This is a genomic window from Streptosporangium vulgare (assembly GCF_042428775.1).
Taxonomy (GTDB): domain Bacteria; phylum Actinomycetota; class Actinomycetes; order Streptosporangiales; family Streptosporangiaceae; genus Streptosporangium; species Streptosporangium vulgare.
Window position 1 is genome coordinate 405,022 of sequence record NZ_JBHMBS010000001.1, and the last position, 13,270, is coordinate 418,291.

13 protein-coding genes are annotated in these 13,270 nt (G+C 72.1%); 11 read left to right on the forward strand and 2 right to left on the reverse strand.

All coding sequences use genetic code 11. The features are described from left to right. Nucleotides 1-55: 55 nt before the first annotated feature. The gene (locus tag ACFFRH_RS01775) at nucleotides 56-685 is read left to right on the forward strand and encodes a response regulator (RefSeq protein ID WP_386154240.1); all 630 of its coding nucleotides are present in this window, start codon (nucleotides 56-58) and stop codon (nucleotides 683-685) included. A gap of 139 nt (nucleotides 686-824) precedes the next feature. After that, a complete protein-coding gene (thiI, locus tag ACFFRH_RS01780) occupies nucleotides 825-2,027 on the forward strand; it encodes a tRNA uracil 4-sulfurtransferase ThiI (protein WP_344745025.1) in 1,203 nt (400 codons plus the stop codon). Between the two features lie 43 nt (nucleotides 2,028-2,070). Here the strand turns inward: thiI and aroF are convergent, their stop codons facing one another. Further along, complete coding sequence (gene aroF, locus ACFFRH_RS01785; protein ID WP_344745024.1) at nucleotides 2,071-3,108, reverse strand: 3-deoxy-7-phosphoheptulonate synthase; 1,038 nt, start codon at nucleotides 3,106-3,108, stop codon at nucleotides 2,071-2,073. A gap of 374 nt (nucleotides 3,109-3,482) precedes the next feature. On the opposite strand from aroF, the gene ACFFRH_RS01790 reads away from it, so the two are divergent. The 3 genes from ACFFRH_RS01790 (at nucleotide 3,483) to ACFFRH_RS01800 (ending at nucleotide 6,207) form a co-directional block, all read left to right on the forward strand. Continuing rightward, complete coding sequence (locus ACFFRH_RS01790) at nucleotides 3,483-4,100, forward strand: molybdopterin-dependent oxidoreductase (protein WP_344745023.1); 618 nt, start codon at nucleotides 3,483-3,485, stop codon at nucleotides 4,098-4,100. Nucleotides 4,101-4,148: 48 nt separating this feature from the next. Further along, complete coding sequence (locus tag ACFFRH_RS01795) at nucleotides 4,149-5,342, forward strand: histidine kinase (RefSeq protein WP_344745022.1); 1,194 nt, start codon at nucleotides 4,149-4,151, stop codon at nucleotides 5,340-5,342. A gap of 76 nt (nucleotides 5,343-5,418) precedes the next feature. Continuing rightward, the gene (locus ACFFRH_RS01800) at nucleotides 5,419-6,207 is read left to right on the forward strand and encodes a LytR/AlgR family response regulator transcription factor (RefSeq protein ID WP_344745021.1); all 789 of its coding nucleotides are present in this window, start codon (nucleotides 5,419-5,421) and stop codon (nucleotides 6,205-6,207) included. Between the two features lie 1,000 nt (nucleotides 6,208-7,207). Here the strand turns inward: ACFFRH_RS01800 and ACFFRH_RS01805 are convergent. Further along, nucleotides 7,208-8,050 (reverse strand): deoxyribonuclease IV, encoded by an 843-nt coding sequence (locus tag ACFFRH_RS01805; protein ID WP_344745020.1) that lies wholly within the window; start codon nucleotides 8,048-8,050, stop codon nucleotides 7,208-7,210. 196 nt (nucleotides 8,051-8,246) lie between these two features. Here ACFFRH_RS01805 and uraD point away from each other — a divergent pair, with 196 nt between their 5' ends. The 6 genes from uraD to ACFFRH_RS01835 all read left to right on the forward strand — a co-directional run bounded on the left by uraD (nucleotide 8,247) and on the right by ACFFRH_RS01835 (nucleotide 13,094). After that, nucleotides 8,247-8,864 (forward strand): 2-oxo-4-hydroxy-4-carboxy-5-ureidoimidazoline decarboxylase, encoded by a 618-nt coding sequence (gene uraD / locus ACFFRH_RS01810; protein ID WP_344745019.1) that lies wholly within the window; start codon nucleotides 8,247-8,249, stop codon nucleotides 8,862-8,864. A 142-nt stretch (nucleotides 8,865-9,006) separates the two neighbouring features. Continuing rightward, nucleotides 9,007-9,318 (forward strand): hydroxyisourate hydrolase, encoded by a 312-nt coding sequence (gene uraH, locus ACFFRH_RS01815; RefSeq protein WP_344745018.1) that lies wholly within the window; start codon nucleotides 9,007-9,009, stop codon nucleotides 9,316-9,318. Nucleotides 9,319-9,320: 2 nt separating this feature from the next. Then, nucleotides 9,321-10,223: a factor-independent urate hydroxylase gene (pucL, locus tag ACFFRH_RS01820; protein ID WP_344745017.1), complete on the forward strand. Its 903-nt coding sequence runs from the start codon at nucleotides 9,321-9,323 to the stop codon at nucleotides 10,221-10,223. Between the two features lie 5 nt (nucleotides 10,224-10,228). Further along, on the forward strand, nucleotides 10,229-11,104 hold the full coding sequence (locus ACFFRH_RS01825) for an FAD binding domain-containing protein (RefSeq protein ID WP_344745016.1): 876 nt from the start codon (nucleotides 10,229-10,231) through the stop codon (nucleotides 11,102-11,104). Beyond that, a complete protein-coding gene (locus ACFFRH_RS01830; RefSeq protein WP_344745015.1) occupies nucleotides 11,104-11,577 on the forward strand; it encodes a (2Fe-2S)-binding protein in 474 nt (157 codons plus the stop codon). The genes ACFFRH_RS01825 and ACFFRH_RS01830 overlap by 1 nt, the downstream gene beginning before the upstream one ends. Nucleotides 11,578-11,723: 146 nt before the next feature. Then, complete coding sequence (locus ACFFRH_RS01835) at nucleotides 11,724-13,094, forward strand: 8-oxoguanine deaminase (protein WP_344745014.1); 1,371 nt, start codon at nucleotides 11,724-11,726, stop codon at nucleotides 13,092-13,094. Nucleotides 13,095-13,270: the final 176 nt, after the last annotated feature.

A 13,270-nucleotide genomic window follows, 5' to 3' on the forward strand; every position in this document is an offset into this window, starting at 1 on the left:
TGAGGAAGGCCGGTCGGCCGGGACAGAACAGCTCTAAGGTGGGCCAATGCGCGTGATGGTGGTGGACGACCACCCGATGTGGAGGGACGGGGTGGCCAGGGATCTGGCCGAGGCCGGGTACGAGGTCGTGGCGACGGTCGGGGAGGGGCGTCAGGCGCTCCGGGTGGCCGCGGCGGTCCGGCCCGAGCTGGTCGTGCTCGACCTGCAACTGCCCGACCTGCCGGGGGTCGAGGTGGCCAGGAGGCTGGCCGCGTCGGAGCCGCCGCCCCGGGTGCTGATGCTGTCGGCCAGCGGCGAGCAGGAGGACGTGCTGGAGGCCGTCAAGGCAGGCGCGTCCGGATATCTCCTGAAATCGGCGAGCAAGGAGGAGTTCCTCGACGCGGTCAGGCGCACCGCCGGGGGCGACGCGGTGTTCACCCCCGGCCTGGCGGGACTCGTCCTGGGGGAGTACCGCAGGCTGGCCGCCAGGCCCGCGCCCGAGGCGACTCCCCGCCTGACCGAGCGGGAGACCGAGGTGCTCCGCCTGGTCGCCAAGGGCCTGTCGTACAAGCAGATCGCCGAGCGTCTCGTGCTCTCCCACCGGACGGTGCAGAACCACGTCCAGAACACGTTGAACAAGCTCCAGCTCCACAATCGGGTGGAACTGGTCCGCTACGCGATCGAGCAGGGCCTCGACGAGTCGTAAGCGCGACTAAAGTGACAAGGTCGAGACGTTGTCTTTGCGTGCGCACGCGAGAGACTTGACTGTGGTTCCCGGGTTCTCCGGGTTTCCCCGACGTCCCCCGACTCCCCGTTCCCCTCGACGTTCCACCGGAGGTCGCACCATGACCATGTCCGCCTTGGGCGAGCCCTGCGTTCTGCTCAAACTGGGCGAGGTCGTCCTCAAGGGCAACAACCGCGAGCTCTTCGAGCGCAGGTTGCAGGCCAACATCAAGGCCGCCCTGAAGGACGTCGGCGTCAAGGTCGACGTACGGCAGCGCCACGGTGTCATCGCGCTCTTCCTGCCGGACGGCAGTGGTGCGGAGATCGCCGACGCGGTCGCCGAGCGCGTCTCGTACGTCCCGGGCCTGGTCTGGGTCCACCGCGCCTGGCGGGTGGAGAAGGACCCCTCGGCGATCACCAAGGCCGCCATCGAGCTGCTCGCCGACCGCGACGACGTCAGGCGCGGCGTCTCCTTCGCGGTCCGCTCGCGCCGCCGCGACAAGCGCTTCCCGCTCACCTCGATGCAGCTGGACCGCTCGGTCGGCGGCGAGCTCAACGACATCTACGGCCTGCCGGTCGACCTGAAGAGCCCCGACCTGGTCGTCTCGATCGAGGTCGACCGCGACGAGGCGTTCGTCTTCACCGGCGGGCAGCCGGGCCAGGGCGGGCTGCCGGTCGGCACCAGCGGCAGGGGCCTGGTGCTGATGTCCGGCGGCATCGACTCCCCGGTGGCCGCCTACCGGATGATGCGCCGCGGCCTGCGGGTCGACTTCCTGCACTTCTCCGGCATCCCCTTCACCACCTCGGAGTCCATCTACAAGGCGTACGCGCTGGTCAGGGCGCTCGACAAGTTCCAGGGCGGGTCCCGGCTGTGGGTCGTCCCCTTCGGCAAGGCCCAGCAGTCGATCAAGGCCTCGGGGCAGGACCGCCTCGCGATCATCACCCAGCGGCGCCTGATGCTGAAGACCGGCGAGGAGGTCGCCCGCCGCCTGCGCGCCGGGGCCCTGGTCACCGGCGACTCCCTGGGGCAGGTCTCCTCGCAGACCCTGCAGAACATCACCGCCCAGGACGACGCCGTCGACATGCCGATCCTGCGTCCCCTCATCGGCCTCGACAAGACCGAGATCATGGCCGAGGCCCGCCGCATCGGCACCCTGGCGATCTCCGAGCTGCCCGACGAGGACTGCTGCACGCTCCTGGCCCCCCGCAAGGCCGAGACCGCCGCGAAGGTCGCCGACCTGAAGAAGATCGAGCGCCGCCTCGACGCCGAGGAGCTCGCCGTCCAGCTGGCCGGTTCCCTGCAGGAGTACAAGATCGACGCCTGACCCCCCTCGGGCCGGGCGGGCCCGAGGGGAGGGGCGAGAGGTGTCAGGCGGGAGCCAGGAGGTCACCGGCGGCGACCTTGCCCAGCAGCGGCGGGAACCGCTCCATAACCCGGGCGAGCTCGTCCAGGTCGCCGTCGACCAGCGCCTGCGGGCCGTCGCAGAGGGCCTGCTCGGGGTGCGGGTGGACGTCGATGATCACTCCGTCGGCGCCGGCCGCGATGGCCGCCCGGGTGAGCGGCAGGACCAGGTCGCGGTGGCCGCCGGAGTGGGAGGGGTCGACGATCACCGGCAGGTGCGACAGCCGCTGGGCGAGCGGCACCGCCGAGACGTCCAGGGTGTTGCGGGTGGCGGTCTCGAAGGTGCGGATGCCGCGCTCGCACAGCACGATGTCGAGGTTGCCGCGCTGGGCGACGTACTCGGCGGCCATCAGCCACTCCTCGATGGTGGCGCTCATCCCGCGCTTGAGCATCACCGGCCTGCCGGAGGCGCCGACGGCCTGCAGCAGCGCGAAGTTCTGCGCGTTGCGGGTGCCGACCTGGAGCATGTCGGCGTAGGAGGCCACCAGCTCCACGTCGTCGGCGTCGACGACCTCGGTGACGACGGGAAGCCCGGTCTCCTCACGCACGTCGGCGAGGATGCGCAGGCCCGCCTCGCCGAGCCCCTGGAAGGCGTACGGAGAGGTGCGGGGCTTGTAGGCGCCGCCGCGCAGCAGGGTGGCCCCGGCGGCCTTCGCCATCAGGGCGGCCTCCAGGGTCTGCTCCGGGGTCTCCACCGCGCACGGCCCGGCGATCAGGGTGACGGTGTCCGGGCCGATCGGCACGCCGCCGACGCGCACGGTGGACCGCTCGGGGTGGTTGTCGCGGCTCACCAGCTTGTACGGCGCGCTCACCCGGATCACGTCGGCCACCCCGGGCATCCCGCGCAGGTCAAGGGCGGCTAACTGGGCGATGTCGCCGACCAGGCCGATGATCGTGCGGCTCACGCCCCGGCTGACGAACGCCTCGCCGCCCGCCGCGGCGATGACCTTCACGATCGCCTCGACGTTCTCCCGGGTGGCGCCGGGCCCCATGACGATGACCATTTCTCTCCTTCTCGATCTCTCCATCGGTGCCCGCCGATCCCGGCGGGTCCCGATGGCTCTCGTGGCTGTGGCGTTCTCGGCGAAGGCCGGGAAAAGCAAAAGGCCCCGAGTCCGAAAACCGGACCCGGGGCCTTTCGTTCGCCAGGCTGTCAGCGCAGCATCTGGGGGCGAACGGTCCGACCTAAGGGTCCGTCGCCATACCAAAACCAGAACGCGGTGCGCATAGCGGCAAATGATAGCGCACGACGAGAACACGCTCTCTCGTGACCCGGGGACGGGACGGGGAAGGGGGCAATGCGGTGGCCACCGAAGTGGCGGCGAGCCGACGATGGCAGGATTACCCCGTGCCAGCGGGGAAACGGCGAGGGGGAGTGATGGTGGAGCAGTCCGAACCGCCGGAGGAGCCTCGCCTGCCCCCGGGCCAGTACGTCCCCCGGGGCAGGCCGGTGATCCACTACGGCCGGGTCCCCACGTTCCGCCCGGCGACCTGGCAGCTGCACGTCATGGGGGCGACCGCCTCGGGCGAGCAGCACCGCTTCACCTGGCCCCAGTTCTCCGAGCTGCCGCGCACCACGATCGTGGCCGACTTCCACTGCGTCACCAAGTTCTCGATCATGGGCAACGAGTGGAGCGGGGTGTCCACGGAGACGCTGATGAAGATCGCCCCGCCCGCCCCCGACGTGAAACACGTGATGATCTGGGGTGAGTACGGCTACAGCGCCAACATCCGGATCGGTGACTTCGCCCGCTCCCAGACGATGTTCGCGCTGGAGTTCGACGAGAAGCCCATCTCCGCGGAACGCGGGTTCCCGGTGCGGATGATCGTCCCGCACCTGTACGCGTGGAAGAGCGTCAAGTGGGTCCGCGCCGTGGAGTACCTGCTGGAGGACAAGCGCGGTTTCTGGGAGGAGCGCGGCTACCACAACATCGCCGACCCCTGGCGTGAGCAGCGCTACTCCTATCAGGAGGAAGCGGGCGAAGGCCCACCGTGATCGGCGTTCGCCCCTGATCAGAGGGGTGGGTTGACTACGGTTTCCCGCATGTCGACGACAGGCTGGGTGCTGCTGTGCGCCTTCAGCACCTTCCTCGGATTCTTCCTCCCCCGCCCGCGCCGGCAGCACCCGGACCGTCCGGGCGGCCCGACGGACGAGGCCACCTTCCTCACCCTGCACATCGCGGCGATGGCGGCCCCCTCGCTGCGGGCCGGGCTCACCCGCGAGTCCGCCCGCAAGGCGGTCCGCCACCTGCGTGCCCTGCTGGGCACCAGCGCCATCGCGGTCACCGACTCCGGCGGCCTGCTCGCCTGGGACGGCGCGGCCGGCTGCCACCGCGACCACGCGCCCGAGCACGCCCGTACGGTCCTCGCCTCCGCCCGCCCGCGCATGGTGACCGCGGACGAGCTGGCCTGCGACACGCCGGGCTGCGGCATCCGGGGCGGGGTCGTCGTGCCGCTCACCGTCGACGGGCGGGTGGTCGGGGCGCTCGCCGCGTACGACACCGTGGTGAGCGCGGCGCTGGTGCGTACCGTCACCGAGGTCGGCCGGTGGGTCTCGGGGCAGCTGGAGCTGGCCGAGGTCGACTCCTCGCGGCGGCGGACGATGGCGGCCGAGATGCGGGCGCTGCGCGCCCAGATGTCTCCGCACTTCGTCTACAACGCGCTGACCACCATCGCCTCCTTCGTCCGCACCGACCCCGACCGGGCGCGGGAGCTGCTGGTGGAGTTCGCCGACTTCAACCGGTACGCGCTGCGCCGGGCCCGTGACTTCACCACCCTCGCCGAGGAGGTGCACTGCGTGGACCGCTACCTGCTCCTGGAACGTGCCAGGTTCGGCGACCGGCTCAACGTCACCCTCCGGGTCGCGCCGGAGGTGCTGTCGCTCCCCGTCCCGTTCCTGTGCCTGCAGCCCCTGGTGGAGAACGCCGTCAGGCACGGGGTGGCCGCGGCGGGACGTCGTGGCGAGGTCCGGGTGGTGGTCAGCGACGCCGGTCCCGAGGCGCACATCAGCGTGCAGGACGACGGCCTGGGCATGCCCGCCGAGCGGACCCGGCCGCTCCTCGGCGGCGGCCTCCCGTACGTCGGCCCGCACGGGGACGAGGAGGACGGAATAGGGCTGGCCGGTGTGGACGTGCGGTTTCGCCAGATCTACGGCGAGGACTACGGCCTGGTCGTGGAGAGTGCCCCGAACATGGGCACCACGGTGAGGCTCCGCGTGCCCAAGCTCCCCCGCCAATAGCTAGTTGTAGTCATAGTATTACCTGAAGTCGTGATGAGGCTTGCGGCGGGTGTGGTCGAGAGGGCAGCGTAGGGTCATGTTGCGAGTCCTGGCCGTTGACGACGAGGTCCCCGCTCTTGAGGAGATCGCCTATCTCCTCCGCCAGGACCCCCGGATCGAGCACGTCTCCACCGCCGTGGGCGGCGTCACCGCGCTCCAGGACATGGTCCAGATGATCGGCACGGGCGAGCGGCTGGACGGGGTCTTCCTCGACATCCGGATGCCCGGCCTCGACGGGCTCGACCTGGCCAGGCTCATCGCGGGCTTCCCCAACCCGCCCCGGCTCGTTTTCGTCACCGCCCACGAGGAGTGCGCGGTGCAGGCATTCGAGCTGGAGGCGGTCGACTACCTGCTCAAGCCGCTCAGGGCCGACCGGCTGGCCGAGGCGGTACGCCGCCTGGAGGCGATGACCCCCGCGGCGGCCGACCCGGTGCCCGAGGACGTCATCCCGGTCGAGCTCGCCGGGCGGACGAGGTTCGTGCCGCAGCAGGCCGTCTGGTTCGCCGAGGCGCAGGGCGACTACGTCCGGCTGCACACCGACGAGGGCAGCTACCTGGTCCGCATGCCGCTCGCCGCCCTGGAGCGGCGCTGGGCCGGATCGGGGTTCATCAGGGTGCACCGCAGCACGCTCGTCTCGGTGCGGCACGTGAGCGAGCTGCGCTTCGACGGCGGCCGGGTGATGCTCAGGGTGGGCACCGAGACGCTCCCGGTCAGCCGCCGCCACACCCGCCAGGTCCGTGAGCGGCTCATCCGCCAGTTCCGCGACCGCCAGGCCGTCCCCGGGGTGGTCCGGGGCAGGTCCCTGCCCTCCGCGGCCCTGCGCTAGCCGCGGGCCCCGCGCCGGCCCCTGTGCCGACCTGGAGGGCTCTCGCCCTCCTCGCCCTCGCCCTCCTCGCCCTCCTCGCCCTCCTTGGGCTCTGGGGCTCCTGGGGGCCCGTACGCCGCATCTCGCCGAGGGGCCCGAGGTTTCCTGCCTCCGCGCTCCCGCGCCTCTGTGCGGCGCTTCACGCCCGTGTGTGACCCCGCCTCGTGCGCTCCCACGCTCGTATGGCTCCCACGCCTCGTGCCGCGTCCACGCCCCCGTGCGGCGTTTCACACCCGGGTGGACCCGGGCACGCCCGCCGCCGGGCCACCGGGCCTTCGGCCGTGCACCTCGACGCACCTCGACGCACCTCGACCCCCTCCCCGGCCGAGGCCGGATGGCGGCATGCGCCCGTCGCGGGGACTCCTGGCCGGGACACCCGTCACGAGCACCCCTGCCTGGGACGCCTGCCTGCCGTCACCGGGTTTCCGGCCCCGGGTCCCGTTCGCCGCACGTGTCTCGCGCGTCCCTCCGGTGGTCTTCCGTACCGGGGGGCTCGTGGGTCCCGGAAGCCTCCTGCCGACCGTTCGTCGTCCGCCGACGGCCGTTCGTCGTGCCGGTACTCTCCGTACATCGACAACTACGAACCGTTAATCGCGCTGGAGGGAAAGCGCCGCTCACTCGTCTGGACGCGCCTCTAGTGTTCCCTCATCGGAGAGCGAGACCCGCCACGTCAGGGGGGGACAGAGCCGGAAGGCTCACGCAGGACCTGACGCGCGGACGCCGGGTGAGCGTCGAAAGCCGACGACGTTCGGTCACCCGGCCGCCGGGTCCTCGGCCTGAAGGGGGAGGGCCGCCGGTCTCCGATATGACGGGACGCCCGCGCTAGCCAGCGGGCCGGACCGTGATCCGGCCACACGGGGGCGGTCGGATCACGAGGACGGGCGTCCCGTCCGGCCTCGCGGTCTCAGGGGGACGCGGACCCTGCCTGCCGGTGACCACCGGCAGGCAGCCGGTCGCCGGATCAGGTGTCGCGGAGCTTCTTGAGCGTGTTGATGTCCTCGCGGTGCTTCTCGGCGCCGCCCGGCGTCTCGATGCAGAACGGCACCCCCGCCATCACGGGGTGGCGCATCATCTCGGCGAAGGGGGCGGCGCCGATGTGGCCGGCGCCGATGTTCTCGTGCCGGTCCCTCCTGGAGCCGCTCGGGTCCTTGGAGTCGTTGGCGTGGACCAGCTTGAGCCGCCCCGGGGCGATCGCGTGCAGGGCGTCCAGCGTCTCCTTGACGCCCTCGGAGGTCGACAGGTCGTGCCCGGCGGAGAAGACGTGGCAGGTGTCGAAGCAGACGCCCGCCTTCGGGTGCCAGTCGAGGGCCTCCAGGTAGGGCTCCAGGTCCTGGACGGTCGCGCAGAGCACCCCGCCCTGCCCGGCCATCGACTCCAGCAGCAGGTCGGGGCCGTCGTCGGGGATCTCCTCCAGGAGCGGCAGGAGATGCTCGCGCAGCTGGCGCAGGGCGGCGTCACGGGGCTGGCTCACCGCCGACCCCGTGTGGACGACCACTCCCTTCGCGCCGATCGCGTGGCCGCGCAGCAGGTTGTGGCGCACGGTGGCCACCGACTTCTCCAGCGTCTCGGGGCTCGGGGACCCCATGTTGACGAGGTAGGAGGCGTGCACGAAGGACAGCACGCCCGACTCGCGCAACGCGGTGTCCTGGGCGGGGTCGCCCGCGGAGAGCGCCCAGCCACGCGGGTTGGTGACGAACACCTGGATCATCTCGGCGCCGATGTCCGCGGCGTACCGCAGCCCGCCCTTGGCGAGACCGCCGGCGACGGAGACGTGGCCGCCGATGGGGGAGATGAGTGAAGTCATAGTGCTGCCATTTTAGGTGCTGTCCAGGTGGTTCACCGGGCCCCGCCGATCGGCGTTTCTTATCGCCCGCCGTCGCTCATTGTCACCCGCCGCCCGGAGAGTTTGGAGCATGTTACGAAAATCCAGGGCAAATCATGGCTCACTTTGCGGTTCTTGGCGCTGGACCACACACACCGGGGGTGTGTGTACTGCTCACATGCTTAACGTGGACTCCGCGCCGCCGGTCCCGGGCCTGGACGCGTTCAACGCGCAGGGCGCCGAGGAGGCCGAGGCCGGGCTGCTGGCCTGCTGCGCCTCCCGGGTGTTCGCCCGGGAGGTGGCCGCGCTGCGCCCCTACCGCGACCTCGACCGGCTGGCCGAGGTCGCGGAGGCCGTCGTGCTGGGGCTGGACTGGTCCGGCGTCCGTGAGGCGCTGGCCGCCCACCCCCGGATCGGCGAGCCACCCCGGGAGGGGAGCCCGGCGGCGGGTTCCGAGCCGTCCGGCGACCGGGAAAGGCCCTCGGGCAAACACTCGGGAAGGCCCCCGGAAAGGCACCCGGCGAGGGAGGCGGCCTGGTCGCGAGGGGAGCAGGCGGGGGTCGACACGGCCGGGCGGGAGGTCCTCGACCGGCTGGCGGAGGGCAACCGCGCCTACGAGCGGCGGTTCGGCCACGTCTACCTCATCTGCGCCACCGGCCTGTCGGCCGGGGAGATGCTGGCCCGGCTCACGGAGCGGCTCGGCAACGACGAGGACACCGAGCGGGACGTCGTCAGGACCGAACTCGCGAAGATCACCCGGTTGCGGCTGGCGAAACTCCTGGGAGCCGCCCCATGAGCCCCGCGTCCCCGGGCAACGTCACGAGCCTCGTGCCGCCGGGAGCCGTCACGAGTTCCGTATCCCCGGGAGCCATTACGGACTCCACGGACTCCGTACCCCTCGTACCCCTCGAAGACCGCGCGCCCGGGGAGGGTCCCGCATGAGCCTGTCCACCCACGTGCTGGACGCCGCCCTGGGCAGGCCCGTGGCGGGGGTCGCCGTCCGCCTGGAACGGGACGGTGAGGTGCTCGCCGAGGGCGTCACCGACGCCGACGGGCGGATCGCGGGATGGACCTGCGGGAAGGGGGACCACCGCCTGGTCTTCGAGACCGGCGGCTACTTCGCCGCCCGCGCGGTGGACGCCTTCTATCCTCGGGTCTCGATCGACTTCACGGTGGCGGACCCGCGGGAGCACCACCACGTGCCCCTGCTGCTCAGCCCGTTCGCCTACTCGACGTATCGAGGGAGCTAAGCATGCCCGTCGTTCTCGGCCCCAACCGCTACGGCAAGGCGGAGACCCGCCTGGTCCGCGTCGTCAGGGACGGCGGCGTCCACCACATCAAGGACGTCACCGTCGGCTCGGCGCTGTCCGGCGACATGGAGGCGGTCCACCTCACCGGGGACAACGCCGCGGTCCTGCCGACCGACACGCAGAAGAACACCGTGTACGCCTTCGCCAGGAAGCACGGCGTCGCGGAGATCGAGGACTTCGCGATCCTGCTGGCCCGCCACTACGTGGAGTCGCAGCCCACCGTCCACCACGCCCGCGTGGAGATCGAGGAACACTTCTGGGACCGCATCCCGGTGTCCGAGGACGTCGCCGGGGAGCGCGGGCGGCACTCCTTCGTCCGCTCCGGCCGGGAGGTGCGCACCTGCGCCGTCCACCACGACCGGGACGGCACCACCACCGTGGTCTCCGGGCTGAGGGACCTGGTGGTGCTCAACTCGACCGACTCGGAGTTCTCCGGCTTCGTCGAGGACGAGTACACCACCCTCCCGCCCACCAAGGACCGCGTCCTCGCCACCGCCGTCTCGGCCCGCTGGCGGCACCTGCCCGGCGCGGAGGCGCCGGGGACGGCGTACGGGGAGTCGTACGACGAGGTGCGCCGCCACCTGCTCGGGGCGTTCGCCGAGACCTACAGCCTGTCGCTGCAGCAGACGCTCTACGCGATGGGCGAGCGGGTCCTGAACGCCCGCGAGGAGGTCTGCGAGGTACGCCTGGCGATGCCGAACAAGCACCACTTCCTGGTCGACCTCACCCCGTTCGGGCTGGACAACCCCAACGAGGTGTTCCACGCGGCCGACCGTCCCTACGGGCTGATCGAGGGCAGTGTGCTCCGCGACGACGCCCCCGACGCCCGCTTCGCCTGGGAGTGACGACGATGGACTTCCTGCGACCCGCCACGTGGGCGGAGGCACTCGCCGCCAGGGCCGACCGGCCGGACGCGGTCCCCATCCAGGGCGGCACCGACATGATGGTCGAGCTCAACTTCGACGTGCGGCGGCCCGGCGCGCTGCTCGACCTGAACCGGGTCGCCGAGCTCGCCGGGTGGAGCGAGGAGCCGGACGGCAGGCTCCGGGTCGGCGCGGGCGTGACGTACGCCCGGCTCATCGCCGAGCTGGGCGACCGGCTGCCGGGCCTGGCCCAGGCCGCCCGCACGGTCGGCTCGCCGCAGATCCGCAACCGGGGCACGGTGGGAGGCAACCTCGGCGCGGCCTCGCCCGCCGGGGACAGCCACCCGCCGCTGCTGGCCGGGGACGCGGTCGTCGAGGTCGAGTCCGCGGCCAGGGGCGTGCGGATGATCCCGGCCGCCGACTTCTACGTCGGGGTCAAGCGCAGCGCGCTGGAGGCCGACGAGCTGATCCGGGCGTTCTGGATGAGCCCCGCGAGCGGCCCCCAGTACTTCTCCAAGGTCGGCACCCGCAACGCCATGGTGATCGCGGTCTGCTCGTTCGCGATCGCGCTGCACCCCGGCGAGCGCCGGGTCGGCACCGGCATCGGCTCGGCCGCCCCGACCCCCCGCCGCGCCGTCGCCGCCGAGGAGTTCCTCGCCGCCGAGCTCGACTGGGAGGCGCGGCTCGACCCGGCGGTGCTCGGCCGTTTCGGGGAGCTGGCCGCCGAGGCCGCCTCGCCGATCGACGACGTGCGCGGCACCGCCGGCTACCGGCGTCACGCCATCGCGGTGATGGCGCGGCGCACCCTCACCTGGGCGTGGAACGAGTTCCGCTCCGGACACTTCGAGAGGAGGGCCGGCTGATGCGCGTCACCTTCACCGTCAACGGCCGCACGGAGACCGCCGACGACGTCTGGGAGGGCGAGAGCCTCCTGTACGTCCTGCGCGAGCGGGTCGGCCTGCCGGGTTCCAAGAACGCGTGCGAGCAGGGCGAGTGTGGCTCCTGCACGGTCTATCTCGACGGGATCCCCGTCTGCGCGTGCCTGGTCGCGGCCGGGCAGGCCGAGGGGCGCCAGGTCCGCACCGTCGAGGGGCTCGCCGACGGCGACCGGCTCGACCCGATCCAGGAGGCCTTCGTCGAGTGCGGCGCCGTCCAGTGCGGCTTCTGCACCCCCGGTCTCCTCGTCCAGGCCCACGACCTGATCGAACGGGTCGCGCGGCCGTCCGACGCGGAGATCCGCGAGGCCCTGGCGGGCAACCTGTGCCGGTGCACCGGCTACGAGAAGATCCTCGACGCCGTACGCCTCGCCGCGGCGCGGAAGGCGGAGGCCCGGTGAGTTTCCTCCTGTCCGAGAGCGCCCGTGCGGAACCCGTACGGAAGGCGGAGGCCCGTTGAGCTCCCCTCTGATCGAGAACCTCCGTGTGGAAGGCGGCTCGTGAGTTCCGTCCTGTCCGAGAGCGTCCGCGTGGAAGGCGGCGGCCTGTGAGTCCCACCCTGATCGAGAACGTCCACCTCGCCCCGGTCGTGGGCCCGGAGATCCCCTCGGGGCACATCCACGTCGAGGGCGACAGGATCGTGGCCGTGGGCGCCGGCCCGGCGCCGGACGTCCCGGGAGCGGACAGGATCGACGGCACCGGCTGCCTCGCCACCCCCGGCCTGGTCAACACCCACCACCACCTCTACCAGTGGGCCTCCCAGGGGCTCGCCCAGGACACCACCCTGTTCGAGTGGCTGACGGCGCTCTACCAGGTGTGGGCCGCGATGGACGCCGAGGTCGTCAGGGGCGCGGCGGGCGCGGGACTGGGCTATCTGGCCCTGTCGGGCTGCACCACCTCCAGCGACCACCACTACATCTTCCCCAAGGGGCGCGGGGACCTGTTCGCCGCGGAGATCGAGGCGGCGCGGGAGGTCGGCCTGCGCTTCCACCCGGCCCGGGGCTCGATGGACCGGGGCAGGTCGCAGGGCGGCCTGCCCCCGGACGTCGTGGTCGAGCGGCTCGACGAGATCCTCGACGCGACGGCCGAGGCCGTCGACACCTACCACGACCCGTCCTTCTCCTCCATGCTCCGCGTCGCGGTCGCCCCCTGCTCGCCGTTCTCCGTCAGCGCCGAGCTGATGACCGAGGCCGCCGCGCTGGCCAGGTCCAAGGGCGTACGCCTGCACACCCACCTCGCCGAGACCCTCGACGAGGAGGAGCACTGCCTGCGGCAGGTCGGGCAGCGTCCGGTCGACTACATGGAGAAACTCGGCTGGCTCGGCCCGGACGTGTGGTTCGCCCACGCCATCCACCTGAGCGACGGCGACATCGACGTCTTCGCCCAGACCGGTACGGGGTCGGCGCACTGCCCCAGTTCCAACGGCCGTCTCGGCGCCGGGATCGCCCGGGTCTCCGAGATGCTCCACCGGGGCGCGAACGTCGGCCTGGGGGTGGACGGCAGCGCCTCCGCGGAGCTGACCTCCCTCTCCGGCGAGATGCGGCAGGCCCTGCTGTTCCAGCGGGCCAGGTACGGGCCCACCGCGCTCACCGCCCGGCAGGCCCTGGAGATCGCCACCCTCGGCGGGGCGAGGAACCTGGGCCGCGAGGAGGAGCTCGGCTCCCTGGAGGCCGGGAAGCTCGCCGACATCGCCCTGTGGCGCACCGGGGCCTTCGCCTCCGCGGTCGCCGACCCGGTCTGCGCCTTAGTCTTCGGCACCCGGCAGCCCCCGCTGGCCCGGCTGCTGGTCGGCGGCCGGACCGTCGTCGAGGACGACGAGCTGCGTACCGTCGCGCAGGACGAGCTCGGCCGCGCGGGAGGCGAGGCGCACCGCCGCCTCATGCGCCTGGCGGCGGAGCAGGGCTTCGGGGTCTCGTGACCTTTCCCGCCGGTGGCCCGAAGGCGTCGCCGGGGGAGGACCGCGTGTCCGGGACGTCCGGGGCATTTGGGGAAGGGACGGGCAGGGTGTCCAGGGGAGGGACCGGGCGTCCGGGGTGCCCGTGGCCGGATGTCAAGATGGTGCTCCGTCTCACCGGGGCCCGGCATTCGCCTCCC